Origin of the sequence: Streptomyces sp. NPDC052721, assembly GCF_040678315.1 — a bacterium.
GTDB lineage: Bacteria > Actinomycetota > Actinomycetes > Streptomycetales > Streptomycetaceae > Streptomyces.
This window is the reverse complement of sequence record NZ_JBFATL010000054.1, coordinates 22,845-49,841: the sequence shown is the minus strand read 5'-3', so window position 1 is coordinate 49,841 and position 26,997 is coordinate 22,845. Positions and strand designations below refer to the sequence as shown.

At 71.3% G+C, this 26,997-nt stretch carries 21 protein-coding genes; 6 read left to right on the top strand and 15 right to left on the bottom strand.

What is annotated here, in order from left to right; all coding sequences use genetic code 11:
- Window positions 1-87 precede the first annotated feature (87 nt).
- The 7 genes from AB0L21_RS35135 to AB0L21_RS35105 form a co-directional block, all read right to left on the bottom strand.
- Complete coding sequence (locus AB0L21_RS35135; RefSeq protein ID WP_365788274.1) at window positions 88-1,209, bottom strand: dipeptide ABC transporter ATP-binding protein; 1,122 nt, start codon at window positions 1,207-1,209, stop codon at window positions 88-90.
- A gap of 13 nt (window positions 1,210-1,222) precedes the next feature.
- Window positions 1,223-2,284, bottom strand: coding sequence for an ABC transporter ATP-binding protein (locus tag AB0L21_RS35130; protein ID WP_365788273.1), 1,062 nt, complete (start codon window positions 2,282-2,284; stop codon window positions 1,223-1,225).
- Between the two features lie 15 nt (window positions 2,285-2,299).
- Window positions 2,300-3,277, bottom strand: a complete 978-nt coding sequence (locus AB0L21_RS35125) for an ABC transporter permease (protein WP_365701365.1) — start codon at window positions 3,275-3,277, stop codon at window positions 2,300-2,302.
- A 92-nt stretch (window positions 3,278-3,369) separates the two neighbouring features.
- Window positions 3,370-5,163 (bottom strand): ABC transporter substrate-binding protein, encoded by a 1,794-nt coding sequence (locus AB0L21_RS35120; protein WP_365701366.1) that lies wholly within the window; start codon window positions 5,161-5,163, stop codon window positions 3,370-3,372.
- 101 nt (window positions 5,164-5,264) lie between these two features.
- Window positions 5,265-6,305 (bottom strand): ABC transporter permease, encoded by a 1,041-nt coding sequence (locus AB0L21_RS35115; RefSeq protein ID WP_365701367.1) that lies wholly within the window; start codon window positions 6,303-6,305, stop codon window positions 5,265-5,267.
- Window positions 6,306-6,786: 481 nt separating this feature from the next.
- Complete coding sequence (gene typA, locus AB0L21_RS35110; RefSeq protein ID WP_365701368.1) at window positions 6,787-8,703, bottom strand: translational GTPase TypA; 1,917 nt, start codon at window positions 8,701-8,703, stop codon at window positions 6,787-6,789.
- A 173-nt stretch (window positions 8,704-8,876) separates the two neighbouring features.
- Window positions 8,877-11,189 (bottom strand): ABC transporter family substrate-binding protein, encoded by a 2,313-nt coding sequence (locus tag AB0L21_RS35105; protein ID WP_365788272.1) that lies wholly within the window; start codon window positions 11,187-11,189, stop codon window positions 8,877-8,879.
- A 313-nt stretch (window positions 11,190-11,502) separates the two neighbouring features.
- Here AB0L21_RS35105 and AB0L21_RS35100 point away from each other — a divergent pair, with 313 nt between their 5' ends.
- Genes AB0L21_RS35100 through AB0L21_RS35085 form a run of 4 tightly spaced genes read left to right on the top strand, consistent with a single transcriptional unit; the run spans window position 11,503 to window position 15,365 of the window.
- Complete coding sequence (locus AB0L21_RS35100; RefSeq protein ID WP_365701371.1) at window positions 11,503-11,790, top strand: hypothetical protein; 288 nt, start codon at window positions 11,503-11,505, stop codon at window positions 11,788-11,790.
- Window positions 11,791-11,819: 29 nt separating this feature from the next.
- Window positions 11,820-12,641 carry a hypothetical protein gene (locus tag AB0L21_RS35095; protein WP_365788271.1) on the top strand — a complete coding sequence of 274 codons (822 nt, stop codon included), beginning with the start codon at window positions 11,820-11,822 and terminating at the stop codon, window positions 12,639-12,641.
- Window positions 12,642-12,663: 22 nt separating this feature from the next.
- Window positions 12,664-14,595, top strand: a complete 1,932-nt coding sequence (locus tag AB0L21_RS35090) for a fumarate reductase/succinate dehydrogenase flavoprotein subunit (RefSeq protein WP_365788270.1) — start codon at window positions 12,664-12,666, stop codon at window positions 14,593-14,595.
- Window positions 14,592-15,365 (top strand): succinate dehydrogenase/fumarate reductase iron-sulfur subunit, encoded by a 774-nt coding sequence (locus tag AB0L21_RS35085; RefSeq protein WP_365701378.1) that lies wholly within the window; start codon window positions 14,592-14,594, stop codon window positions 15,363-15,365. Before AB0L21_RS35090 ends, AB0L21_RS35085 begins: the two co-directional genes overlap by 4 nt.
- Here the strand turns inward: AB0L21_RS35085 and AB0L21_RS35080 are convergent.
- Window positions 15,343-16,536 (bottom strand): hypothetical protein, encoded by a 1,194-nt coding sequence (locus AB0L21_RS35080; protein ID WP_365788275.1) that lies wholly within the window; start codon window positions 16,534-16,536, stop codon window positions 15,343-15,345. The two genes, AB0L21_RS35085 and AB0L21_RS35080, sit on opposite strands and share 23 nt — an antisense overlap.
- Window positions 16,537-16,631: 95 nt before the next feature.
- Here AB0L21_RS35080 and AB0L21_RS35075 point away from each other — a divergent pair, with 95 nt between their 5' ends.
- Window positions 16,632-18,245 (top strand): hypothetical protein, encoded by a 1,614-nt coding sequence (locus tag AB0L21_RS35075; protein ID WP_365788269.1) that lies wholly within the window; start codon window positions 16,632-16,634, stop codon window positions 18,243-18,245.
- Between the two features lie 34 nt (window positions 18,246-18,279).
- On the opposite strand, the gene AB0L21_RS35070 is transcribed toward AB0L21_RS35075, so the two are convergent.
- The 6 genes from AB0L21_RS35070 to AB0L21_RS35045 form a co-directional block, all read right to left on the bottom strand.
- Window positions 18,280-20,868: a SpoIIE family protein phosphatase gene (locus tag AB0L21_RS35070; RefSeq protein WP_365701383.1), complete on the bottom strand. Its 2,589-nt coding sequence runs from the start codon at window positions 20,866-20,868 to the stop codon at window positions 18,280-18,282.
- Window positions 20,869-21,139: 271 nt separating this feature from the next.
- Window positions 21,140-21,568 (bottom strand): ATP-binding protein, encoded by a 429-nt coding sequence (locus AB0L21_RS35065; protein WP_365788268.1) that lies wholly within the window; start codon window positions 21,566-21,568, stop codon window positions 21,140-21,142.
- Window positions 21,569-21,680: 112 nt separating this feature from the next.
- Window positions 21,681-22,106, bottom strand: a complete 426-nt coding sequence (locus tag AB0L21_RS35060; RefSeq protein WP_365788267.1) for a (deoxy)nucleoside triphosphate pyrophosphohydrolase — start codon at window positions 22,104-22,106, stop codon at window positions 21,681-21,683.
- A gap of 31 nt (window positions 22,107-22,137) precedes the next feature.
- Entirely contained in the window at window positions 22,138-22,329 is a 192-nt protein-coding gene (locus AB0L21_RS35055) for an SPOR domain-containing protein (RefSeq protein WP_189893932.1), read from the bottom strand.
- Between the two features lie 390 nt (window positions 22,330-22,719).
- Window positions 22,720-23,472 carry a GntR family transcriptional regulator gene (locus AB0L21_RS35050; RefSeq protein WP_365701389.1) on the bottom strand — a complete coding sequence of 251 codons (753 nt, stop codon included), beginning with the start codon at window positions 23,470-23,472 and terminating at the stop codon, window positions 22,720-22,722.
- Between the two features lie 149 nt (window positions 23,473-23,621).
- The gene (locus AB0L21_RS35045; RefSeq protein WP_365788266.1) at window positions 23,622-24,815 is read right to left on the bottom strand and encodes a DUF4190 domain-containing protein; all 1,194 of its coding nucleotides are present in this window, start codon (window positions 24,813-24,815) and stop codon (window positions 23,622-23,624) included.
- 111 nt (window positions 24,816-24,926) lie between these two features.
- Here AB0L21_RS35045 and AB0L21_RS35040 point away from each other — a divergent pair, with 111 nt between their 5' ends.
- Window positions 24,927-26,144 carry a serpin family protein gene (locus AB0L21_RS35040; protein ID WP_365788265.1) on the top strand — a complete coding sequence of 406 codons (1,218 nt, stop codon included), beginning with the start codon at window positions 24,927-24,929 and terminating at the stop codon, window positions 26,142-26,144.
- 319 nt (window positions 26,145-26,463) lie between these two features.
- Here AB0L21_RS35040 and AB0L21_RS35035 read toward each other — a convergent pair whose 3' ends face one another.
- Complete coding sequence (locus AB0L21_RS35035) at window positions 26,464-26,997, bottom strand: flavin reductase family protein (protein WP_365701396.1); 534 nt, start codon at window positions 26,995-26,997, stop codon at window positions 26,464-26,466.

The window sequence follows — 26,997 nt, the reverse complement described above, 5'->3', positions numbered from 1 at the left end:
TCGTACTGGATGTACTTGGGTCGGGGCCCGGTGCGGCGAGAGTGCGTGCATGGCGTCGCGCGGCAGACGGGAGTTTGACGACAGGGCCTAGCCCGCCTGGTCCTCCTCCAGTGCCGCCAGTGCCGGGTCCAGGACGATGTCCTCCTCGCGGCCCTCGATGGTCGGCTCCTCCGGGAAATGGCAGGCCGTCAGGTGGCCGTCCCGGTTGCCGGAGAGCTGGAGCAGCGGGGGCTCCTCGGCCGCGCACTTGTCCTGCGCCTTCCAGCAGCGGGTGCGGAAGCGGCAGCCGGAGGGCGGGGAGATGGGGGACGGCACGTCGCCGGCGAGGCGGATGCGTTCGCGCTGCGGTGCTTCCCCTTCCGTCAGGGTCACCTCGGGGACGGCGGACAGCAGGGCGTGGGTGTAGGGGTGCCGCGGGCGGGTGTAGATGGAATCGCGGTCGCCGACCTCGATGATCTTGCCGAGGTACATGACCGCGACGCGCTGGGAGAAGTGCCGCACGATCGCCAGGTCGTGGGCGATGAAGACGAACGCGATGCCCAGTTCCCGCTGCACCTTCTGGAGCAGGTTGACGACCTGGGCCTGGATGGAGACGTCCAGCGCGGAGACCGGCTCGTCCGCCACGATCAGCTTCGGCTCCAGCGCGAGCGCGCGGGCGACACCGATGCGCTGGCGCTGGCCGCCGGAGAACTCGTGCGGGAAGCGGTTGTAGTGCTCGGGGTTGAGACCGACGATCTCCAGGAGTTCACGCACGCGCTTCTCCCGGCCGCCCTCGGGATCGATCCCGTTGATCTCCATCGGACCGGAGATGATCTTGCCGACCGTCTGCCGCGGGTTCAGCGACGAGTACGGGTCCTGGAAGATCATCTGGATCTCGGAGCGGATCGGCGCGAGCTGCTTGCGGCCGGCGTGGCTGATGTCCCGGCCGCGGTAGGTGATCGTGCCACTGGTCGGCTCCAGCAGGCGCGTGATCAGCCGGCCGGTGGTCGACTTGCCGCAGCCCGACTCGCCGACCAGGCCGAAGCTCTCGCCCTCGCCGACCTGGAAGTCCAGGCCGTCGACGGCCTGCACCGCGCCGACCGTCCGCCGGATCGGGAAGCCGCCCTTGACCGGGAAGTGCTTGACCAGCCCCGAGACCTTCAGCAGCGGCTCCGGCGCCGCGTCCTCGACGGCCTCACGGGTGGTGGGGAGGACCAGGTCCTCTTTCATGACGGTTGTCCTCCTAGCCCAGACGGGGCCTGATCTCTTCGATGAAGATGGTGCGTTTCTGCTCGGTGCCCAGATGGCACGCGGAGGAACGGTCGGGTCCCAGCAGCGGGCGCTCGGTGACGCACCGGTCGCCCTCCACCCGGTCCCGGAAGGTGCACCGGGGGTGGAAGCGGCAGCCGGTCGGCGGGGTGAGCAGGCTCGGCGGGGTGCCGGGGATCGGCGAGAGCGGGGTGCCGAGGTCGGAGTCCAGCCGGGGCATGGAGTTCAGCAGGCCCCAGGTGTACGGGTGCTGCGGCGACCTGAGCACGTCGTCGACGGTGCCGCGCTCGACCGCGCGCCCGGCGTACATGACCATGATGTCGTCGGCCATGTCGGCGATGACCCCGAGGTCATGGGTGATGAAGACGATCGCCGTGCCGAACTCCCGCTGGAGGTCCTTGAGCAGGTCCAGGATCTGGGCCTGCACGGTCACGTCCAGCGCCGTGGTCGGCTCGTCGGCGATCAGCAGGTCCGGGTCGCAGACCAGCGCCATGGCGATCATCGCGCGCTGGCGCATGCCGCCGGAGAACTGGTGCGGGTAGTCCCGCGCGCGCTCCTTGGGGTTGGGGATGCCGACCTTGGCGAGCATCTCCACGGCCCGCTCCCAGGCGGCCTTCTTCGAGGCGCCCGTGTGCTTCATGTACGGCTCGGCGATCTGCCGGCCGATGGTGTAGAAGGGCGACAGCGCGGTGAGCGGGTCCTGGAAGATCATCGCCATCCGGTTGCCGCGGAGCTTCTCCATCTCCTTCTCGGTGGCGGTGATCAGTTCCTTGCCGTCGAAGAGGATCTCCCCGTCGACCGTCGTGAACAGCGGGTCGTGCAGCCCGAGGATCGTCAGGTTGGTGACCGACTTGCCCGAGCCCGACTCGCCCACGATGCCGAGGGTCTTCCCGCGGTGCAGGTCGAAGGAGAGGCCGTCGACGGCCTTGACCGGGCCGTCCTCGGTGGAGAACGTCACCTGGAGATCGCGCACCGAGAGGAATCCGTCCGGCCCGGTCGGGGCCGGTGCGCCTTCGGCCTTGGTCACTGTGGTCACGATGGCTGGTTCTTCCTAGGAGAGCCGGATGCGGGGGTCGATCCACGCGTAGGTGATGTCGGTCAGGATGTTGATGATGAGGATGAAGAAGGCGCCGAACAGCATGACCCCCATCGTCAGCGGCAGGTCCTTGTTGACCGCGCCGTCCACGGCGAGCCGGCCGATTCCCTGGAGGGAGAAGGTCAGTTCGGTGACGACGGCGCCGCCCAGCATGGAGCTGACGTCGATGCCGAGCACGGTGACGATCGGAATGAGCGAGCCGCGCCAGGCGTAGCGCAGGAAGACGTACTTGCGCGACATGCCCTTGGCCCGGGCGGTGCGCACATGGTCCTCGGCGAGCTGCTCGATCATCGAGGAGCGCGCCATACGGGTGTACTGCGCGGTGAAGATCGTGGCCATCACACAGACCGGGATCGACATCCCGACGAACCAGCCGACCGGGTCCTGGGTGAGGGGCACGTACTTGGGGTCCTCCATCCAGCCGGTGCTGTAGACGAGGATCGTCAGCACGATCGGGCCGAGGAAGTAGATCTGGAACGAGCTCAGCACCATGGAGGCGCCGGTGGCGACCTTGTCGACCAGTGTCCCGCGCCGGTAGGCGGCGATCATGCCCGCGCCGACACCGATGACGAGGAAGACGATCGCGCCGCCGGCGGTCAGGGTGAGGGTCAGCGGGAACCGGTCGATGATGGTGCTCCAGACCATGTCCCCCGAGTAGAACGACACGCCCAGGCAGGGGGCCGAGCAGTGCCCGGCCGGGAAGTCGCGGCCCGTCACGATGCCGGACATGAAGTCCCAGAACTGCTGGGCCAGGGGCAGGTTGAGCCCGAGGGCCTCCCGGATGTCCGCCAGCCGCTGGGGCGAACAGTCCTTGCCGCAGGCCAGGGAGGCGTAGTCGGAGGGTGCGGCCACGAAGAGGAAGAACGTCGCCGCCCCGATGAGGAAGAGCGTGACGAAGGCGCCGACCGTGCGCCGGATGATGAACTGAAGCATGGCGGGCTGGCTCTCTGCGGAGACGGTGGGTAGGGGGCGCTCGGGCAGGGGGCGCGCTCGCTGCGGAGCGCGCCCCCTTGGTCAGCCGCGGGTCACGACTTCAGGTACAGCCGGGTGATGTCGATGAGGCTGGACACCGAGCCGTAGCGGGCACCGCCCACGTTGGAGCCGGAGATCTGGAACTGCTTCGTGTACCACAGCGGAGCCGCCGGGATGACGTTCTCCAGCAGGTAGTGGTGCGCTTCCTTCCAGGTCTTGGCGGCATCGGTCGGGTTCTGCGTCAGCGCCTTCTTGATGAGGGCGTCGACCTTCGGGTCCTTGACGTGCGAGTAGTTCGCGGAGCCGTCGAAGACCTGCGAGCCGTCGTAGATCGGGGTGACGACCGTGCCGGGGGACGGCCAGTCCTGGCCCCAGCCGGTGATGTAGGCGTCGTACGGGTTCTTGAGCTTGCCGATCTGCTCGTAGTAGCTCGCCGCGTCGACCTCCTTGGCGACGACGTCGAAGCCGACCTTGGTCAGCGCGTCCTCGATGGCGACCTTGCGCTTCTGCCCGGCCTCGCTGTTGGCGTAGGCGAAGACGATCTTCTTCTCGGCGGCCGGGACGCCCTTGAGGATCTCCTTGGCCTTGGCGATGTTGCCCTGCGGGGTCTTCAGCCGGCCGTAGGGGTCGTAGCTCGGCTCGTAGCCGGGCAGCGTCGGCGCGAAGTAGTTCGGCGCGACGTCACCGCCGTAGGCACCGCCCTCGCCGGCGATGAGGGACTTGGAGTTGACCGCGTAGGCGGCGGCTTCGCGGACCTTCTTGTCCTTGACCCGGTCGAGGTTGAAGGTCAGGGTCATCACGTAGGGCTGGTAGCCCTTGACCGTGCGCTTGCTGGCCTCGGGGTTGTTGATGACGTCCTGGATCTGCGTGGCCTCGACGCCGTTGGTGAGCTGGATGGCGTTCTTGTTCTCGCCCTCGTCCGCGATCAGGCGCTTGGTCTGGGTGGACTCGGTGACGCCGAACTGGATGGTGAAGCCGTCGACGTACTGGTGGCGCACGGAGTCGGTCTTCGGGTCCCAGTTGGTGTTCTTCACCAGCTTCAGGGTCTTGCCGGCCTTGTTCTCGGCGATCTTGTACGGGCCGGTGGCGACCGGCTTCTTCTCGTACCGCTCCTTGGTGTCGCCCTTCGCCGGGACGACGGCGTAGCCGGCCATGGCGAGGGTCTGCGGGAGGTCCGGGCGCGGCTGGTCGAAGTGGAAGACCACGGTCTTGTCGTCCGGGGTGTCCAGCACGGAGGCCGGCAGGTGTTTGCCGTCGAAGCCGCCGCCGGGCAGGGCCTTGCGGTAGTCGGCGCCGCTCAGCCAGGTCTGGAGGTAGGTCGGGCCGTCGAAGATGAACTTCGCGTACAGGCGCTCGACGCTGTGCCGGACGTCGGCCGAGGTGATCGGGTTGCCGTTCTCGTCCTTGATGCCGTCCTTCAGCGTGAAGGTCCAGGTCTTGCCGCCGTCGGAGGACTTGCCGGAGTCGGTGGCGAGGTCACCGGCGACGGACACGTTGCCCTTGTCGTCCTCCTGGAACTGGGTCAGGCGGCGGAAGAGCAGGTTGGCGACCTGGCCGGCGTCGGAGACGTAGATCTGGGCGGGGTCCAGGTGGGACAGGCCCGCCTCCTGGTACACCGTGATCGTGCCGCCGGGCTTGGCGCCGGGCACGTCCTTCGCGGGTCCGGTCGAGCCCGCGGCGTCGACATAGGTGACCGCCTTCGACTGGACCGCCGCTTCCTTCTGGTCCTTCTTGGAGTCCTTACCGGATTTGCCGCCTTCGTTCTTGGAGCAGCCCGTGAGAGCCAGGGAGCCGGCCGCGATGGCGATCACTACGACACGCGCTCCGCGGGCGCGATGAGACATCATGTGGCGAATCCACCTACCTGTCGGTTGTTATCCGTGAGATCTGCCGGGCGCCGGCCGGACGGGCCGGCGGGGGCGGCAGCCACCCCCACCCAACGGACGACCTACCGCCCGGACTTGGGGTCGAACGCGTCCCGTACGGAGTCCCCGAGGAGGTTGAAGCACAGGACGAAGATCACCAGCGCCATCCCGGGGAAGAACATGAACGCCGGGTCCTGCTCGGCGTACCGGGCGCCGGCGGCGAACAGGCGTCCCCAGTCGGGTGTCGGCTCGACGAACCCGACGCCCGCGAAGGACAGGAAGGCGATGCTGAGGATGGTGCTGGGCAGTTGGTACGTGAACTGCACCAGGATCGGGGTGACGACGTTGGGCAGGATCTCCTTGCGCACGATCCGCCACGGCGAGGCGCCCGAGACCTTGGCCGCCTCCACGAACTCCCGTTCGCGCAGGGACAGTACCGTCGACCGGACCAGTCGGGCCATGCTCATCCAGCCCAGCAGCCACAGCACGATCAGCATGGCCAGGGCCCGGAAGTAGGTCGGCGTCTCCTCGCGGGGGTCCACGAAGAAGGACGTGACGACGGGCATGAAGGCGATGAAGAACAGCTGTTGCGGGAAGGAGAGGAAGAAGTCGGTGCCGCGGCCGATCCAGTAGTCCGTGCGACCGCCGAAGTACCCGCCGATCAGGCCGATCACGACACCGGTGACCATGATGAGGACGGTGATGCCGAGCGCCATGTACAGCGAGGTGCGCATGCCGTACAGCAGCATCGCGTACAGGTCGCGGCCGTACTGCGGTTCGACGCCGAACCAGTGGTCACCGGACACGCCCCCCAAGTAACCCAGCGGAAGCCCGAATTCGTCGAGGACGGGCTTGTCGGCGTAGGTGGGGTCCTGGCCGTACAGGGTGTACGGATCGGTGCCCGGCAGCTTCACCAGCAGCGGTGCGAGCAGGGCGACGACGAAGTAGCCGATCACCACCACGGCGCAGATGACGCCCGTGCGGTCGCGCTTGAAGCGCAGCCACATCAGCTGGCCGGGGGACCGGCCCGCGAGCTTGACGGGTTCGCTCTTCGTCTCCGGCCCTGGTGCGCCGTCGACGACGACCGAAGCCCCGCCGCCCTCTATATCGATAGGACTTGTCACGGTTTGTCCGTTTCACAGGTGTGAGCGTGAGAGGTGTCCGCGTACTCCGAAGACGCGCGTCGCCGCAGCCGGACGCGCGTAGTTACCGGGGTTCCCTCCTCATGACTTCACGTGTTCACCAACTGGTGAGGGCTTCCGTCTTCCCTCCGACACCCCTGACGGAGGGTCAGACACCCTCTGGTGCTCGTGAGTCGGCGCTGTCCCCACAGCGCGAGACCCATTGACCCGAGCGCTACGCGGCTAACTATCTGCCATGGGTCGACCACCGACCACTGCCCGTAGATCTCAATTCAGTCACAGCTCACGCCTGCACCTTCCAAAATCTGGACAAACTGTTCGCCAGAAGAAGGCGCGAAACGGACTTGTTACATGGCTATCGGGCAGTGATCTCCGCATGTCGGACATGCGGCGCCCGAAAACGGGTTGCAAAAAGCCCGAGTTCCCCCACCATGGGGGGAACCCGGGCTCAGGTGTCCGAAAGTCAGCTGTGCTTGGCGCGGCTCGCGGCGCGTGCCCGCTCCCGCTGGTCGAGCACGACCTTGCGGATGCGAACGGCCTCCGGGGTCACCTCGACGCACTCGTCGTCGCGGCAGAACTCCAGCGACTGCTCCAGCGACAGCTTGCGCGGCGGCACGATCGACTCGGTCACATCGGCCGTCGAGGACCGCATGTTGGTGAGCTTCTTCTCCTTGGTGATGTTGACGTCCATGTCGTCGGAGCGCGAGTTCTCGCCGACGATCATGCCCTCGTACACCTCGGTGCCCGGCTCCACGAAGAGCACGCCGCGCTCCTGAAGGTTCGTCATCGCGAACGCGGTGACGGCACCGGAGCGGTCGGCGACCAGGGAGCCGTTGTTCCGGGTCTGCAGCGGGCCGGCCCACGGCTCGAAGCCCTCGTGGATGGAGTGGGCGATGCCCGTGCCACGGGTCTGCGTCAGGAACTCGGTGCGGAAGCCGATCAGGCCGCGGGAGGGGACGACCCACTCCATGCGGACCCAGCCGGAGCCGTGGTTGGACATGTTGTCCATGCGGCCCTTGCGCACGCCCATCAGCTGGGTGACGGCACCCATGTGCTCCTCGGGCACGTCGATCGTCATGCGCTCCATCGGCTCGTACGTCTTGCCGTCGACCTCCTTGGTGACGACCTGGGGCTTGCCGACGGTCAGTTCGTAGCCCTCGCGGCGCATGGTCTCGACGAGGATGGCGAGCGCCAGCTCACCACGGCCCTGCACCTCCCAGGCGTCCGGACGCTCGGTCTCCAGGACGCGGAGGCTGACGTTACCGATCAGCTCGCGGTCCAGGCGGTCCTTGACCTGGCGGGCGGTGACCTTGCGGTCCTTGACGGCCGCCTTCTTGTCGGCGCCCTTGCCGGTGGCGCCACGGCCGACCAGCGGCGAGGTGTTGGTGCCGATCACCATGGAGATCGCCGGCTCGTCGACCTTGATCAGCGGCAGCGCGACCGGGTTCTCCGGGTCGGCCAGCGTCTCGCCGATCATGATGTCCGGGATACCGGCCACCGCGCAGATGTCACCCGGGCCCGCCTTCTCGGCCGGCTTGCGGGTGAGCGCCTCCGTCATCATCAGCTCGGAGATGCGGACGTTGCTGACGGAGCCGTCCCGCTTGATCCAGGCGACCGTCTGGCCCTTGCGCAGCTCGCCCTGCTCGACGCGGAGCAGCGCGATACGGCCGAGGAAGTTGTCGGCGTCCAGGTTGGTGACGTGCGCCTGGAGGGGGGCGCCCTCGTCGTAGGTCGGGGCCGGGATGTGCTCCAGGATGGTGGAGAAGAACGGCTCCAGGCTGGTGGAGTCGGCCGGGACCGTGCCGTTGTCCGGCTTGGTCAGCGAGGCGATGCCGTCACGGCCGCAGGCGTAGACGATCGGGAACTCGATCTGCTCCTCGTCCGCGTCCAGGTCGAGGAAGAGGTCGTAGGTCTCGTTGACGACCTCGTCGATGCGGGCGTCCGGGCGGTCCGTCTTGTTGATGCACAGGATCACGGGGAGCCGGGCCTGGAGCGCCTTGCGCAGCACGAAGCGGGTCTGCGGCAGCGGGCCCTCGGAGGCGTCCACGAGCAGCACGACGCCGTCGACCATCGACAGACCGCGCTCGACCTCGCCGCCGAAGTCGGCGTGGCCGGGGGTGTCGATGATGTTGATGGTGATGGGCTCCCCGCCGTCCTTCGGGTGGTACTTGACCGCCGTGTTCTTGGCGAGGATCGTGATGCCCTTCTCACGCTCCAGGTCGTTCGAGTCCATGACGCGGTCGTCGACCTGCTCGAGCTGGTGGGCGGCGAAGGCACCGGCCTGCTTCAGCATGGCGTCGACGATGGTGGTCTTGCCGTGGTCGACGTGGGCGACGATGGCGACGTTGCGGATGTCGTGACGCGTAGAAAACGCAGTCATATTGTGGCGTACTCCCGGAGTGTGCGGACTGCCCTGCGCGTACGTCCGTGTCGCGCGGGCCCTGCCGGGCTGGACACGCCACGGCCTCACCCCATGGTACGTGGCCGCTGCCGCTGGGGCTCGCCGGGATACGTCGGTGCAGCTCAGGCCGGCTCCCACGCACCCGGCGGCGGCTACTTCGCCGGGCTCGGCGAAACCTTCGCGCCCTTCTTCAGGAAGCCCATGTCCTCGTAGACCGGCGTCCGGAAGCCGAAGGCCCCGGCGTTGACCACGTTCTTCCGGACCCCCACCAGCTGAGGCCGCTGGTAGAGCGGGATCGAGCCGGCGGCGGCCCAGATGCGGGCGTCGGCCTTGCGGATCAGGGAGCGCGCCTCGTCCTCGTCCAGCGTGGTCGCGGCCTGCTCGAAGAGCTGGTCGACCTGGTCCGTGCCGACCCGTGTGTAGTTCTGCTCGACGTTCACCGAGCCGTCCGCCGCCGCGACCGGCTTGGCGTAGATGGGCCGGGCGTCCGTCGCCGGGAACGCGGAGGAGGGCCAGGAGTACAGGGCGAGGTCGTAGTCGCCGGCGGCGATGTGGTCCTTGAAGTAGCTCTCGTCCGAGACCTTCGTGATCGTCGTGCGGATGCCGACCTGCTCCAGCATCGCGGAGATCCGCTCGGCGACCGAGTTCAGCGTGTCCGAGCCGGACCCGGAGGGCAGGACGAAGCGCAGCGTGAGCGGCTTGCCGTCCTTGGCGAGCGGTCCGGCGGGCGCGGCGGCCGGGGCTGCCGTGCCCTGGGGGGCGTACGCGCCGGGCGCGCCGCCGTGCTTGCCCTCCCGCGCGAGGTGCTGGTCGGGGTGCTCGTGCTGGTCGCCGGCGGACTCGTGGTGCTTGCCCTTGCCGTCGCCGTCCGAACCGCCGTGGCTCCCGCCGCCGTCGCCGGACCCGTCGTCATGGCCCTTCCCGTCGTCCTCCTCCCCGACGATGTACTCGCCGTCCTTGCCGCCGTTCGACACGTCCTCGGAGGGGCGCTCGGGGCCGGCCGCCTTCTCGGCCTTCTTCGGCTCCTTGAGCGGGCCGCCGCGCACCCAGCCGGCGTCGGCGAGCAGCGCCTGCGCCTCCTTGGCGTCCTGGCCGCCGATCGCGCCGCTGCCGTCGGCGTAGGCGGCCTGCCCGGACAGGGCGAGGTGGCTGCCGACCGGGACGGCGGGCAGACCCAGCGGGGTGAGCACCAGCCGGGCCAGCTCCACGCGGTCCAGGGCGCGGGCGACGGCCCGGCGGACCCGTTCGTCGGCGAGGGGGCCGGTGGAGCCGTTGAGGGCGAGCTGGGTGTAGGCGGGCTCCAGGGACTTGCGGACCTCGACGTCCCGCAGCGCCTGCTGCTGCTCCAGGTACCGGGTGATGGCCCGGCGCAGTTTCTTCTTGCCGGCGTGCACCTGGTCGGAGTCGAAGCCGTGCGCGAGCGCCCAGTCACGCAGCTTCTTCACGGAGGTCTTGCCCCCGGCGCCCTGGAGCGGGGTGCCGGTGCCCTTCTCGCGGCCCGCGAGGCCGATCCGCTGGGCGTCGGCGGAGTCGATCTCGGCGAGGTCCACGCTGCCGTCGGCGAGGGCGGCGGCCCGCTTGTCGCGCGACACGGCGTGCAGCACGATCTCGTTGAGCTTGGCGGGCTTTCCCCACCAGCGCGGGTTGCGGGTGAGGACGACGTCCTTCTTGGCGGTGTCGACCTTCTTGACCTTGAAGGGTCCGGCGGTGACCTTCAGCTTGCGCCGGGCGCCGTCGTTGAAGGCGTCCGGGGTGCCCATGACGTCCTTCGGGTACAGCGGGGAGAACAGCGACTTCCAGTCGGCGTACGGGCGGGAGAAGGTGACCCGGACCTGGAGGTCGCCGGCGCCGCGCTCGATCTTGGCGATGCGGTCGTAGCCGGCGTTGCGGGCGGTCCAGTAGGCGCTGTTCCTGCCGGACAGGGCGCGCCACTGGGCGACGAAGTCGGCGGCGCCGATCTCCCGGCCGTCGGTCCAGACGGCCTGCTGGTTCAGCTTGTACAGCACGACCTGGCGCGGCTCGGTCTCGATGACCTTGGCCGACTCCAGGTAGGCCGGGTTGGGCACCGGCCGGCCGGTGGCGTCCAGGCGGAACATGGACGGCAGCACGGCCTGGGCGACCCGGCTGGTGCCGGCGTCGGCGTCGGCCTGGAAGGTGTTCAGGGTCTCCGGTACGGCGTCCACGGCCCACTTCAGGGTGCCGCCGTCGGCGACCTTGTCGCGGGTGACGAGAGCGATGTCCTGGGGTGCGAGGGGGGTGCCGGCCTCGTCGTCCTCGCCGCAGCCGGCGAGGAGGGGGACGGCGAGGGCGCTCGCGCTGAGGAAGACGAGGGCCCGCTGCACGTGCCGGGACCGGTCGCCGGCCGTCTGCGGGTGCGACGTGGCTGGTCGCGCCCCGCGGCAGAGCCGCCCGTCGATGGAGCCTCGCGCCCCTGTGGGGCGCTGTCCAACGCCGTCGTAGGACATCTCTGCTACCTCCAGGAAGCCACGGGCCTTATGCTCGCATTTGTCGGTATATGGAGCTGATCACGTTTGGCGGTATATGGAGCTGATCAGATCTATGCGGCCACTGAAGAGGAAAGGATCCGGCCACGGTGGGCGACACGGCGACGACGGCCGGTAAGCCCACCCGTGCGGCGCAACACGCCGGGCGGCGCATCCGTACGCCTCGGCCAATCGCTGCACATCCCTTCACACCGGTGGGCGTGAGGCGCAACACTCCAAGGCGCATGAACGTTGCCGCCCATGACCGCCGGACCCGCGGAAGCGAGGGCAAGTCATGTCCGTGCACGACGACATCAACGCCGTCCAGCGCTGTCTCGACGACCTCAGCCGGTCGGTGAGCCGCCTGGAACACCAGCTCGGCAGCGCTCTGGAGATACGCCGGGTCCGCCTGGACGCCGACCATCTGCGTGAGAGCGTGGCACTGCTGCGGGAGGCAGCCGCCGCCCCGGCCACGCCACGCCGGCCCGACCTCGTCACCATCTCCGACGCGCCCTACGACATCAGCCTGTGGACGGACTCGGACGACGAGGGCCTGGGCGCCCGCGACCGCCGCGCCCCCTGACACTCCCCCCGAACCGACCGGAGTCCCCCTTGGCTACTGGTACGGAACCCCAACAGAACAGCGGTGGCGTACACACCCGTACGCGCGCCGCGATCACCGCCCCGCACCTGCGGACCGACCGCTGGTGGCTGGCGCCCGCCGCCACCGCGGCCGGTCTGCTGGCCTTCGTCGTGTACTCGACCTGGCGGGCCTTCGCGAACGCCGACTACTACGCGGCGCCGTACGTCTCGCCGTTCTACTCGCCGTGCCTGGCGGAGAACTGCCGGACCATGCGCGCCGGGCCCAACGCCGACCTCTTCGGGGGCTGGTGGGGCATCTCCCCCGCCGTCATCATCCTGATCTTCCCGCTCGGCTTCCGGCTGACCTGCTACTACTACCGCAAGGCGTACTACCGGGCCTTCTGGGCGTCCCCGCCCGCCTGCGCGGTGGCCGAGCCGCACCGCACGTACACCGGCGAGACCCGCTTCCCGCTGGTCCTGCAGAACATCCACCGGTACTTCTTCTACGCCGCCCTGCTGGTGGCCGGCGTGCTGACGTACGACACCGTGCTGGCCTTCCGGGACGAGCACTACCGGTGGGGGCACATGGGCCTCGGCACCCTGGTCTTCCTCGCCAACATCGTGCTGATCTGGGCGTACACCCTCTCGTGCCACTCCTGCCGGCACATCGTCGGCGGCAAGCTCAAGCACTTCTCCCGGCACCCCGTGCGCTACCGCGCGTGGCAGTTCGTCGGCCGGCTCAACGCCCGCCACATGCAGCTGGCCTGGGCCTCGCTGCTGAGCGTGGCGCTCGCCGACTTCTACGTCTACCTGGTCGCGTCCGGGGTCTTCGACGATCCGCGCTTCTTCTAGAGATCCAGTGAGGGACTGACTGATGTCCGTGGTCGACCGGCAGGAGTGGGACGTCGTCGTGGTCGGCGCCGGGGGCGCGGGCCTCCGCGCGGCGATCGAGGCGCGCGAGCGGGGCGCCCGTACGGCGGTGATCTGCAAGTCGCTGTTCGGCAAGGCGCACACGGTGATGGCCGAGGGCGGCATCGCGGCGGCGATGGCCAACGCCAACGAGCACGACACCTGGCAGGTCCACTTCCGCGACACCATGCGCGGCGGCAAGTTCCTCAACCAGTGGCGGATGGCCGAACTGCACGCGCAGGAGGCCCCGGACCGGGTGTGGGAGCTGGAGACCTGGGGCGCGCTGTTCGACCGTACGAAGGACGGCCGCATCTCGCAGCGGAACTTCGGCGGGCACGAGTACCCTCGCCTGGCCCATGTGGGCGACCGTACGGGCCTGGAGCTGATCCGCACGCTCCAGCAGAAGATCGTCGCGCTCCAGCAGGAGGACTTCAAGGAGACCGGGGACTACGAGTCCCGGCTGAAGGTCTTCCAGGAGTGCACGGTCACCAGGGTCCTCAAGGACGGCGATCGTGTCTCGGGCGTCTTCGCCTACGACCGTGAGACCGGCCGCTTCTTCGTCCTGGAAGCGCCGGCCGTGGTCCTCGCGACCGGCGGCATCGGCAAGTCCTTCAAGGTCACGTCCAACTCGTGGGAGTATACGGGCGACGGCCACGCGCTGGCACTCCTGGCCGGCGCTCCGCTGCTCAACATGGAGTTCGTGCAGTTCCACCCGACCGGCATGGTCTGGCCGCCGTCGGTGAAGGGCATCCTCGTCACCGAGTCGGTGCGCGGGGACGGCGGGGTGCTCCGGAACTCCGAGGGCAAGCGGTTCATGTTCGACTACATCCCCGACGTCTTCAAGGAGAAGTACGCCGAGTCGGAGGAGGAGGCCGACCGGTGGTACGAGGACCCCGAGCACAACCGCCGGCCGCCCGAACTCCTCCCCCGCGACGAGGTGGCCCGCGCGATCAACGCCGAGGTGAAGGCGGGCCGCGGCTCCCCGCACGGCGGAGTCTTCCTCGACGTGTCGACCCGGATGCCCGCCGAGGTGATCCGGCGCCGGCTGCCGTCCATGTACCACCAGTTCAAGGAGCTGGCGGACGTCGACATCACGGCCGAGGCGATGGAGGTCGGGCCGACCTGCCACTACGTGATGGGCGGCATCGCGGTCGACTCCGACACGGCGGCGGCGCGCGGGGTGCCGGGGCTGTACGCGGCCGGTGAGGTGGCCGGCGGCATGCACGGCTCCAACCGGCTCGGCGGCAACTCCCTCTCCGACCTGCTGGTGTTCGGGCGCCGGGCAGGCTGGCACGCGGCGGAGTACGCGCGGGAGGCGGGCCACCGGCGCCCGTCCGTGGACGACACCCAGGTCGACACGGCGTCGGCGGAGGCGCTGCGGCCGTTCTCCGCCGAGGCGGAGGGCGAGGCGGGCCCGCCGGAGAACCCGTACACCCTGCACCAGGAACTCCAGCAGACGATGAACGACCTGGTCGGCATCATCCGGCGCGAGGGCGAGATGGAACAGGCCCTGCACAAGCTGGCCGAGCTGCGGGTCCGGGCCCGGCGGGCCGGCGTCGAGGGCCACCGCCAGTTCAACCCCGGCTGGCACCTCGCCCTGGACCTCAGGAACATGCTGCTGGTCAGCGAGTGCGTGGCCCGGGCCGCGCTGGAGCGCACCGAGTCGCGCGGCGGGCACACCCGCGAGGACCATCCCCGGATGGACCGGGCCTGGCGCAACGTGAACCTGCTGTGCACCCTCGCCGACCCCACCGGCGGCCTCGCGGCGACCGACCCGGCCCGCGGCCAGATCCGCCTCACCCGTGAGACCACCGACCCCATCCGCCCGGACCTGCTCGCCCTCTTCGAGAAGGAGGAGCTGGTCAAGTACCTCGCCGAAGAGGAGCTGTACGAGTGAGCAGCTACGAAGCCCGCTTCCAGGTGTGGCGGGGTGACGAACAGGGCGGCGGCCTTGAGGACTTCACGGTCGAGGTGAACGACGGCGAGGTGGTCCTGGACATCGTCCACCGCCTCCAGGCCACCCAGGTGCCCGACCTCGCCGTGCGCTGGAACTGCAAGGCGGGCAAGTGCGGTTCGTGCTCCGCGGAGATCAACGGCCGCCCCCGGCTGCTGTGCATGACCCGCATGTCGGTCTTCGACCGCGCGGAGACGATCACGATCACCCCGCTGCGGGCCTTCCCGGTCATCCGGGACCTGGTGACGGACGTCGGCTTCAACTACCAGAAGGCGCGCGAGGTCCCGGCCTTCGTGCCGCCTCCCGGTCTCGGCCCCGGCGAGTACCGCATGTTCCAGGAGGACGTGGACCGCCCGCAGGAGTTCCGCAAGTGCATCGAGTGCTTCCTGTGCCAGAACACCTGCCATGTGGTGCGCGACCACGAGGAGAACAAGCAGGCGTTCGCCGGCCCGCGCTACCTGATGCGCGTCGCCGAACTCGACATGCACCCGCTGGATGCCGCCGCCGAGACCGGCCTGGACCGCGGACGCACCGCCCAGGACGACCACGGCCTCGGCTACTGCAACATCACCAAGTGCTGCACCGAGGTCTGCCCCGAGGGCATCAAGATCACCGACAATGCCCTGATCCCGCTCAAGGAACGCGCGGTGGACCGCAAGTACGACCCGCTGGTCTGGCTGGGTTCGAAGATCAGGAGGCGGTCGGGGGCGTAGCCACCCAGTCCTCCCGGTACGCCCGCCAGTCCGCCTCGGTGGCCGCGAAGTCCACGTAGAGGGCGACACCGAAGCGGGCGCGGCCGGCGTCCGTGCGGCTCAGACCGAGGCGGACGCCGCGTACGGCGGCCGGGACGGTCTCGGCGTGCGCCCAGTGACCGAACCGGTTCTCGTGGTAGAAGGGCAGGCCCATCAGCAGGCCGGTGCTCTCGGGGGTGACCTCCAGGGCGAGGCTGGTCTGCTGGGCCACATAGCCGCCGTACAGGCTCTGCAGCGGCTGCATGGTGTCGTACGACATGACGGCGATCTGGTCCACACGGCGGGCCACCTGCCCGAAGTACGCCTGCGACCACCACTTGGGGTGGCCGGTGGTCGTGCCCGCGAAGGAGTGCAAGGCGGGCAGCGGGTCGATCTGGTGGGCGGCGACGGAGAGGACGGCTCCCCGGGCGTGGGTGAGATCGCGCAGGTCGTCGAGGAGGGACAGGTAGTCGCGGTCGCCGGAGTGGAGCGGTTCCAGGTCGAAGTGGGTGCCCTCGAAGCCGGCGGCGAGGATCTGCCGGGCCGAGGTGACGATCGCCGCCCGGGTCGCGGCGCGCTCCAGACGCAGGCCGTCCGGGCTCTCACTGGCCAGCTTGTCGCCGAGCCAGGCCTGGACGCGGACGCCGGGGAGTTCCCGGTGGACGGCCGCGATCAGCCGGCGGGCCTTCGGGTACGCCGACGCCGGAAGGGTCCCGTCATGTTCGAGAGGCCCCGCGTGGACGTACAGATCGCGGATCCCGGTGCCCCTCAGGCGGCGGGCGAGGACTTCGACGTCCCGGTCGGTCTTCCGGCCGTCCACCCAGGCATGCCCGAGCCAGAGGGCGTCCTGGTGCCGGGTGCGGGTGCCGGGAGCCGGATCGCCGGTGTAGTTGAGGCGCAGGGCGGTCTCGGCGGTGAGGAGAGGGAGCAGGAGGAGGGCGAGGAGGGCGGCGGCGATCCGGAGGAGGCGGCGCCTGCGGGAGCGGGGGCGGGGGGCGGGCCGGGGTGCGGGGTCGCCTGGGTGAGGGCGGTCCTGCTCGACGTGGTCCGGCTCCGTGTGGTCTTCGCCGGTTCGTATGTGGTCTTCGCCGGTTCGTGTGCCGTCAGTCCGTATGCCGTCAGTCCGCTTCTCACCCGTCCGGTTCTCGTCCATCCCGTTCTCGTCCATTGCGCCCCCCTGTCCGCCTGGTCCCCCACCCGTATCCATCCCGCTCGCGGAGTCGTCTACCTGCCCATACGCTCCGAAATGTGACGTCCTCCCTGTTCCGGGGCCGGCCCCGGCGGGCCACCGCGCACATACGGGTGCGGGTGGCCCATGCCGTGCTGGGCATCCTGGTGGGAGCCGCGTGGCTGGTGTTGCCGGTGATGACGGTCGATGCCCGTGATCCGGTTCCCGTGGCCCCCGTCGGCGCGGTGGCGAGCGCCGCCGCGCCGCAGCAGGACGGCACGTCGACCGCCGACCTCGTGCTGCCGCTCATCGCCGGGGTCGCGGCCGTCGCGCTGGCCGGATACGGCTGGCTGCGGCGCACCCGCCGGACCCGCACCCGGACGACCCCGGGGATCGTCTCGACGCGTCCGCCCGTGCCCACCCCGGCCGACTCCGAACGCCAGGCCCGGGCGGCACTGCGGCTGGCCGACGACTGCGTACGGACCAGCCGGGAGGAGCTGTCCTTCGTCCGGGAACGGTTCGGGGAGCAGCGGACCGAGCCGTTCACCCACGCGCTGCGGGCCGCCGAGACCGAGCTGTCGGCGGCGTTCGCGATCTGGCGGCGGTACGAGGAGGGCGTCCCCGAGGAGGCGGGCGCCCGGCGCCAGGCGCTGGCCGGGGTGACCGGCCGCTGCGCGGAGGCCGGGCGGCGGCTGGACGCGGAGGCGGAGGCACTGGACCGGTTGCGGGGCCTCACGGCGGACGAGGAGGGGCTGCGCGCGGCGCTGGAGGTGGCCGAGGAGCGGTTCCGGGAACTGGCGGCTCGGACGATGGCCGCGCAGAGAACACTGGCGGCGCTGCGGGAGCGGTACGCGCCCTCGGCCACCGGGTCCGTCACCGGGTACGTCGAACAGGCCAAGGACCGGCTGGTGTTCGCCGGCGCACGGCTGAACGAGGCCCGGCAGGCCGCCGATGTGGGCGAGACACGGCGGGCCGCCTGGCAGTTGCGCGCGGGCGAGGGCGCCGTGGCCCAGACGGGGGTGCTGGTGGGCGGGGTGGAGCGGCTCGCGGCCCAGGTACGGGAGGCGGCCGGACTGGTACCGGCCGCGCTGACCGGCGCGGAGGCGGAGTTGGCGACGGTCCGGCGCCCTGCGCTGAAGCCGGGTGAACCGGAGACCCGGCCGGCGCCCGCCGACCGGGGGACACCGGCGGACCGGCGCACCCCGCCGACCCCGGGTGAACCGGATGCCCGGCCGGCCCACGTCGACGGGGTGCTGGCGGCGGTCCGCGAGGAGCTGACAGGCGGGCCGTACGACCCGCTGGACGCGCTGCGCCGGATCACCCGGGCCGTCGAACGGCTGACGGGGACGCGGTCGGGGGTGCTGGACGCGGCGGCGCTGCTCGTGGCGCGGAGTTCGGTCGCCGGGGCGGAGGAGTTCGTCGGGGTGCACCGGGGGGCGGTGGGTACGGAGGCCCGGGCCCGGCTGGCGGAGGCGGCACGGGAGCTGGGCGCGGGCAACACGGGGTGGGCCGACGTCGTGGCCGGGGAGGCGCGGAGGCTGGCCGACCGGGACGTCCGGGCCCACGGCAGCGAGGGGGACGCGGCCGGCCTCGCCGGTGCCGTCCTGGGCGGCATCCTCCTCGGAGAGGACCCCGACGGCGGTCCCCCGCCCGCATTCGGTGGACCGCGGACCCGCTCCCGGCTGCACACGTAGGGCACCCCTGAAGGCCCACCTGGGTGGGCCGGGATCAGAAGAGGCTCAGCAGCGCCTCTGCCGGGTCTGTGAGGCCGCCCTCTCCGCCGGGCAACGGCAGCTCGAACCAGACCGTCTTGCCGCGGGGTGTGCGCCGGGAGCCCCAGGCCGCGCTGAGCAGCCCGACCAGTTGCAGGCCCCGTCCGCCCTCGTCGGTGTCCCGGGCCCGTCGGCGCCGGGGCTGGACCAAGCCGGAGTCCCAGACCTCGCAGACCAGGGTGCGGTCGAGCAGCAGCCGTAGCCTGATGTCCCCCTCGCCGTACCGCAGCGCGTTCGTGACCAGCTCGCTGACCAGCAGTTCCGTCGTGTCGACCAGCGGCTCCAGGTCCCAGGAGAGCAGCTGCCCGCGGGCGTACTCCCGGGCCCGGCCCACACTGCGCGGCTCGCGCGGCAGCGTCCAGTCGCCGACGGACTCGGCGGGCAGCCCCTGCACCCGGGCCATCAGCAGGGCGATGTCGTCCTCGCCGTGGTGGGTGTCGAGGGTGTTGAGGACGTGGTCACAGACGTCCTCCAGAGGGCGGGAGGGGTCCGTGAGCGCTCCGATGAAGGCCTGGAGGCCCTCGTCCAGGGGGTGGTCGCGGGATTCGACCAGGCCGTCCGTGTACAGCGCGAGCAGCGCGCCCTCGGGGAGTTCGACCTCGACCTCCTCGAACGGCTCGCCGCCCACGCCCAGCGGCATGCCGGGCGGCACGTCGAGCATCAGGGCCGCCTCGCCGGGCTCGACCAGCACCGGTGGCAGATGCCCGGCGTTGGCGAACGTACAGCGTCTGGTGACGGAGTCGTACACGGCGTACACGCAGGTCGCGAGGTACACCTCGGAGAGGTCCGCGTCCCGGGGCTGACGGGCCGTACGGGTCGCCTGCTGGATGCCGCCCGGGGTGCCGAGGCCCCGCGCGATCTCGTCCAGCGCCGAGAGCACTTCCGCCGGTTCCAGGTCCAGCAGGGCCAGCGTGCGTACGGCGGTACGGAGTTCACCCATGGCCACCGCCGCCCTCAGGCCCCGGCCCATGACGTCCCCGACCACCAACGCGGTGCGGTGCCCGGGGAGTTCGATGACGTCGAACCAGTCGCCGCCCACCTCCGTCGCGGCGTTGCCGGGCAGGTAGCGGCAGGCGATGTCCAGGCCGGACGCCTCGGGGTCGCCGGGCGGGAGCAGGGAGCGTTGCAGTATCAACGCCCGTTCGTGTTCCCGGCGGTACAGGCGCGCGTTGTCGATGCAGACGGCGGCCCGTGCGGCCAGTTCGACGGCGAGGTCCCGGTCGCGGTCGCCGAAGGGCTCGCTGCCCTTGGTCCGGGCGAACTGCGCGAGTCCCACGACCGTGTCGTGGGCGACCATCGGCACGGCCAGCGTGGACTGCACGAGGCCGCCCTCCTCGGCGGGCACGTGCTGCGGGCGGGCGGTGCGCAGGGCGTCCGCGCAGGGCGAGGTGAACGGGAAGTGGTGGACCGCGCCGACCTCGACGGCCTTCCCGGAACTGGCGAAGGGGGCGCCGGAGACGGCGCTGGCGAAGGCGACGCGGCGCAGTTCGGCGCTGCCGTCGGCGAGGCCGGGCGGGGTTTCGTCGCCGGCCAGCAGGCCCTGGTAGAGGTCGACGGTGGCGAGGTCGCAGAAGCCGGGGACGACGACGTCGAGGAGTTCGCGGGCCGTGGTCTCCAGGTCGAGGGAGTTCCCTATGCGGGTGCCGGCCTCGTTGAGCAGGGCGAGGTTGCGCCGGGCGGCGGCGGCCTCGCGGGCGGCGGCGCGACGGGAGGTGATGTCGGTGCCGAGCCAGGCGATACCGATGGGCCGGCCGCTGCCGCTGTGCACGCGGTAGAGGTTGACCGACCAGTGCCGGCGTTCCTCGGAGCCCGGGACGAAGCCGGTGACGTGCATGTCGGTGATGGACTCACCGCTCTCCAGCACCCGCCGCAGCGTGGCCGAGACCCGCTCGGCCTCGCCGCGCGGCAGATAGTCGTGAACTCCCTTGCCCCGGTGGTCGTCCGGGGTGCCGCCGAAGACGGAGGCGAACCGCGTGTTGGCCCGGCGCACCCGCAGGTCCGCGTCGATGAGCAGGAATCCGAAAGGGGATTGACCGAAAATCGCCTGCGAGGCGGCGAGGTCGGTCTCGATGCTGCGCAGCGTGCGGACGTCCACGACGATGCACACGGCGGCCTTGTCACCCTCGGCGGTGCGCGTCGGCATGACGTACACCTCGGCCAGGCCCTGCTCGCCGCGCGTGCCGTCCGGACGGTCGGGCATGCGGAACGGCACCACTCCGGTCCACTCGCGCCCGTCGAGGATTTCGGCCATCTTCCGCTGGCCGCGCTCGCGCAGGTCGGGATCGATGAAGGCCTCTATGGGGTCCATGCCGACGGCGCGTGCGGCGGGGATGCCGAAGAGCTGCTCGGCGCGCAGGCTCCACTGGTCGACCAGCCCGCCGGGACTGATGGAGAAGGACGCGACCTTGATGTAGTCGTAGATGGAACCGGGCGGACTGCTCTGCCACATGGCGTCACCGGGTGCCGCGGCAGCCTCCGCGGCCTGCCTCCTCGCGCCGTCCGACGGGTCCTCGGACTCCGTGGCCTTCGCTGGTATCTCGCTCACGCGAACCGTCCCCTCCAGCTCACCGCGTCCGGCACCGGTCACCGGGGGCGGCTGCCCGCAGTATCCAGCACTACGGCGCCGCACGACACGGTGTTCACGATCACAGCTCGGTCCAGGTGCTTTTCGGACCGGTCCGTGACAACACTTCCACTCTTCTAACCAGGGAACACACCGCCGAATCACACACCGAGGGACCATGTGTGCCCCCGGCGCGCACGAGGGAGGCACGCCGTCGGCTGTACACCCCCGTGACCCTGCGCGTGCTGTGCCGTCACCCGGGCACCGCCAGTTCGAACCAGACGGTCTTTCCGCTCGGGCCGGGCCGGGTGCCCCAGTTGAGCGAGGAGCCGGCGACCAGCTGAAGGCCGCGTCCGCTCTCGTCCTCGGGGTGGGCGACGCGTTCGCGCGGCAGGTCGGGGAGCGGGTCGGAGACCTCCACGCGCAGCCTGCCGTCGAGCCCGGCGGGCCGGACGAGCCGTACGCCTATGGGGCCGGTGGCATGCCGCAGCGAGTTGGTGACCAGCTCACTGACCAGCAGCGCGGCGAGGTCGGCGACGCAGTCCAGGTGCCAGCCGTGCAACTGGGACCGGACCGCCGCGCGGGCGCTGCGCACGGCGCCCGGTTCGGCGGGAAACGTCCACTCGGCGCAGTCGCCATCGGTGTCGATCACGCCGATCACTTCCCAGGCCAGCGAGCCCACCCATGTCCGGTTTCATGGGGTTAATGGGCACATACCCGATATCCGGGCGGCAGTACCGCGCGAGAGGGCGCACCGTGGCACGAACGGGCGCGCTCCGCTCGGGGCCGTGCACCTACACCCCGCGCCCGATCATCGCCGCCACCCCCCGGACCGCCGGAACATCCTGGTCGAGCCAGTCGACCTCCCAGATCCGGTCCGGGGTCAGCCAGCGCAGCTCGTCGTGGTCCTGGAGGGGCAGGGGCGGGGGTGAGCCGGGGCACAGGCGGGCGGTCCACACCTGAAGGACGTACGGCGTCCGCAGCGGCCACTCCCCGGGCACACGGCCGACCGGCTCGGCGTCGACGCCCAGTTCCTCGCGCAGTTCACGCACCAGCGCGTCCTCGGGTCGCTCCCCCGCCTCGACCTTGCCGCCGGGCAGCTCCCAGCGTCCGGCCAGGTCGGCGGGCGCGCTGCGGCGCGCGGCCAGCAGCCTGCCGCCGTCGAGCAGGGCGGCTCCCACCACCACGATCCGTTCCGCCTCAGGAGTCGTACGCGTCATGGAGCGGAGCCTACGCGGAGCGCGCGACCGGTCAGTTCTGCGCGCCGTCCCCGTTCTGGCCGATGCGCTCGACCCAGTAGAGCTGTTTGTGCCCCCGGTCGTCGAGACTGTCGGCGATCTTCTGCGCCTCCGCCCGGGTCGCGTACCGGCCGACGCGGTAGCGATTGCCGTTGTCGTCCTGCCGTATCACGATCCAGGGCAGGGACACCGTGCCCTCACCCATGGCCCCCACCGCCCGCGTTCCTTCTCGCACCGCCCCGCCCTCCCCCGGGCCCGGTCCCCCGCCGGGCCACGTCTAAGGAAACCGCAATCCGCATATGCCCGAGCGTACGCCCAACCTTCACGCTGCGCATACGACTTTTCACAAAGAGGTACGCATCGAGCCAGAACGCCCGGGGGCGCACGGGACCGGATGCGCCGTCGGGAACGCCGCTGCCCGGGGTCGGGAGGCATGCCGAAGGCACCCTGGGCCACCTGCGAAAACGGCCGGATTGCTGCGGCTCGTGCGGCGCCGGCGGGGGCGGGACGGTGCCGGTGACCGCCCGGGCGGCGCGCCGGGGTGTGCGCTACCTCACGCGGAGCGGCGCGCGGATGACCGCCCGGGCGGGGGCGGTCACTTGACGGGCAGGTGGTAGGCGACCCGGTAGCGGTCGGCCGGGATGACCACGTCGGCGGTCTCGACCGGGCGGCCGGAGGCGAAGTAGGTGCGCTGGACGACCAGGACCACGTGCCCCGGGACACCGCCGAGCAGATGCAGCTCCTCGGCGAGGCCGGGGCGGGCGCCGACCTCCTCGGTGACGTTGTCCACGATGACGTCGATGGCCCGCATGCGCTCGACCACTCCCATCCCGCCGAGCGGCCCCTCCTCGGGCAGCATCACCGGGGTGCGGCCGGTGACGGCGAGGGGTTCCCAGGAAGTGGAGAGCATCATCGGCTCGCCGCCCTCCCGGTACAGGTACTTGGTGCGCATGACCCGGTCGCCGGTCTGGATCGCGAGCCGCTCGGCGATGGCGGCGCCGGCCTCGGTCTGCTCGCTGCTGGACTCCCAGGTGCCGCGCACGGAGGCGTCGGCCTGCTCCTGCCGGAACGGGGTGGCGCCGCCGGCCGGGCGGTATCCGGAGCGGGCGACGCGCCGGGGGACGGGCCGCTCGCGCACGTACGTCCCCGAGCCGGAGCGGCCCTCGACCAGCCCCTCGGCCATCAGCACCTTGCGGGCCTCCAGCGCGACCGTGTCCGAGACGCCGTACTCCTCGCGGATGCGGGCCTGGGAGGGAAGGCGGGTGTGGGGCGGCAGTGAACCGTCGACGATCTTCTTGCGGAGATCACCCGCGACACGCAGGTACGCCGGCTGCTCACCGAAAGTCACTGGCCGCTCCCATCAGGTTGTACAGACAGCAACAGCGTCGCAACCGTGGGTTGAGCCGTGCAAGTAAAGGCCAGAGAATCACTCGATGTGATGACAAAAGCCCGGGGAGGGCTTTACCCAGGCGCTTTCTGCCCCGTATAGGCGCGCTCTCACACCTCCAGGCTCGTCCCCGCCCCGTCCTCTCCCAGGGGCACGGTGGTGGACAGCCCCAGTGCCTTGCGCGCGGCGACCGCCCGGGACGGGTCGATGAGGTCGTAGCCGGTGTCGTAGTGCTCGTAGAAGGCGTCCGCGTCCCCGGCCTTCGCGGCCTTCGCCCACTCCGCGCGCGCCGTGTCCAGGCCGGCGGCGAGCGCGGCCACGCGTCCGCGGGCGCCGGCGGGCCAGTCATGGGCGCGCAGCATCCGGGCCTGCTCGCCCAGCGCGGCCGACACCCGGCCCGCCCACGCCTTGTGCCCCGGCAGGTCGTCCTCGACGTACTCCTCGTCAGGAGCGGTGTCCAGGGCGGCGTTGAGGACGTGAGCGGCCTTCAGATAGGCGACCTGGTCGGCGTCGAGGACGGTCTCGTCGTTGCGCAGCGAGCCGGTCAGGTCCTCGCCCTCGGCGGTGTTGCCGAACACGCAGGTGATCTCGCGGTCCCCGGCGGCCCAGCTGTCCTCGGTCGGCGTCAGGTAGTACACGTCGACGTCCTGCGGGACCGCCCAGCCGTCCATCGCGTAGCTGTCCCGGAGGCTCCAGCAGCGCTCGTCGGCGGTGTCGCCGACCGCGTCGTCCCCGGGGTAGGGGCCGCCGGGGAGCGTGACGGTCGCGAACACCTCGCCGTCGTGCGCGCCGGCGCAGGAGACCTTGTCCACGTCGTACGTGTCACCGCTCAGCGCGCCCCCCGGCGTGTCGAAGCACTCGCCCTCGGCCAGCGAGAGGGCCGCGCCGTCGCGTGCGCCGTCCCTGAATCCGTGCCACACCTGGGAGGCGCCGCCCGTCGCAAGCAGCAGCGCCCACAGCGCGAGCCCGGCCCCGGACAGCACGGCACCGCCCACGGCCAGCCCCGTACCGCGCTCACCGCGCCGGCGGATCTGGCGCAGCCCGACCAGCCCGAGCACCAGCCCCACCCCCGGCAGGCAGCACAGCACCCCGAGCACCAGGGAGGCGATGGCGAGACCGTTGACCGGCGCCGGGTGGCTGTAGGGGCGGTAGCCCTGCGACCACGGCTGGTGGACGGGCAACCCCGGGGAGCCGCCCGGCTGTTGGGGGTACGGCGGCGGGCCGTACGGCTCCCGCGGCTGCGGCCGGGGTGGCTGGAACGGCTCTTGCGGCTGGTGGGGGCCGGGAGGCGGGGGAAGGGACACCGGTACCGTGCTCCTGGATCGGGCGGCGGCGGCACAGGGGACCGGCGGCCGGCCGGCGGCTGGACTGACGTACGACTGGCGCATGGTAAGCGTGACCGGAACGGGGGCGGAATGCGGGTGGAGACGAGCACGGTGGCCGGGGACACCGTCCGGCGTGTGAACGGGCTGACGGCCCGGTGGGCGCAGGCCCTGAACGGCGAGGGCACCGCGTTCTCCGCGCCGGGAGTGTGGCCGCTGCTGGCCTTCCTGGCCGACGGCGCGGCGGGCCCGGCACGGGCGGAACTGGCCGGCGCGCTGGGCGTGCCCGCCGAGCAGGCGGCCGGTGCCGCACGGGAGTTGCTGGCCGGGCTGGCCGGGGTCGCCGGTCTGGACGCGGCGCTCGGCCTGTGGACGCACCACGGGCTGGCCCTGCGGGAGGAGTGGCGGGCCGGGCTGCCCGCCGGGACCCACGGCGTCTTCGGGGACGACCTCGTCACCGCGCAGGAGCGGCTGGACGCCTGGGCGGCCGAGCGGACCGGCGGGCTGGTCGAGCGCATGCCGGTGACGCTGACCCGGGAGGCGCGGATGGTGCTGGCCACCGCCCTCGCGCTGCGCACGGACTGGCGGCAGCCGTTCACCGAGCTGCCGCTGCGGCCCGGCTCCGGCCCCTGGCAGGGCCGTACCCTGCGCGGCCTGCACCGGCGCAGCGTGCGGCCGGACCGGGTGGGGGTGACGGGCACGCCGGACGGCTTCGTCACCGCGCTGACGGTGCCCGGTGACAACGGCGTCGACGTGCATCTGGTGCTGGGCGAGGAGCGGATGACGCCGGGTCAGGTACTGGCGGCCGGGGTGGGGGTCGTGGAGCGCGGCCTGCCGCTGACCGGGGGCGGCGCGCTGCCGCACGGGCACGTCGGCCCCGGCCTGCACGTGGAGCAGCAGCCGGCCACCGCGCCGCAGCCGACGACGCTGGACGTGACGACGGTGGCGTACGAGGTACGGGCCGACCACGATCTGCTCGCCCTGCCGGGCCTGTTCGGCCTCACCGCGGCGACGGACACCGCGACCGGTCCCTTCCCGGGGGTGAGCCCCCACCCGCTGGCCGTCGGAGAGGCCCGCCAGTCGGCCGTGGCGCAGTTCGGCGCGCTCGGCTTCCGGGCGGCGGCGGTGACGGCGGTCATGCCGGTGCCGGCCGGCGGGGTCCCGCAGTACCGGTACGAGACGACGGTCGTCCGCGTCACCTTCGACCGTCCCTTCGCCTTCCTCGCCACCGACCGCGAGTCCCGCCTGGTGCTGGCGGCGGGCTGGGTGACGGAACCGGCGCCCTACCCGGTGCCGTCCCCCGCCCGGTGAGGCGGCCCGTCCTCCTGCCGGCAGCGAGCGGGACCCGGACGGGAACGGGGCGGGAGGTGACAGGTCCGGGTGCCGGAATTCCGCCCGCGTCCCCCCGGGGCCCCGGACAGCCGACGTGGGCGAGTTCCTGGTGACGCGGTGCCCTCGGCCGACGGATGCCGGCCGGCACCGGCTTCCGCCCCGGCATCCGCGCGCACGCCGGGGCGCAGACCCCGCGGTCCTGTCCGACGACGAGATCATGTACTGCCCCGACGCCTTCACACCGGGCGGCCAGGGGCTGCGCCCGGGTCGCCTGCTCCCCCGGGGGCCTCACCTCTCCTCAGCCGGCGTGCGCGTGCGCGCCCCGCTCGGCGGCGGCCAGGCAGGCGCCCGTCCCCGAGCACAGGGCGGCGAACCTGCGGTCCACGTAGACCGCAGGCGCGCCCTTGTCCTCGACGTGCACGGACTGGACCTCGCCGAGCAGGATGATGTGGTCGCCCGCGGGATAGCGCTCGTGGACCGTGCACTCGACGACCGCGAGCGCTCCGTCGAGCACGGTCGCTCCCCGCGCGGTGCGGATGAACTCCTCGCCCGCGAACTTGTCCGCGGACTTGCGGGCGAAGCGCATGGCCAGGTCGGTGTGGTCGTCGCGCAGCACGCTCACCGCGAACTCGCTGCAACCGTCGAACACCGGGAAGGAGTTGGCCGTCCGGGCCAGGCAGACCAGCGCGAGCGGCGGCTCCATCGAGACGGACACGAACGAGCTGGCGGTGAAACCGTGCGGGACTCCGCTGCGGTCGTGGGCGGTGACGAGCGCCACCCCGGCCGGCACCCGGGCCATGGCGTCCCGGAGCATTCCCTGGTCGGCGGCCAT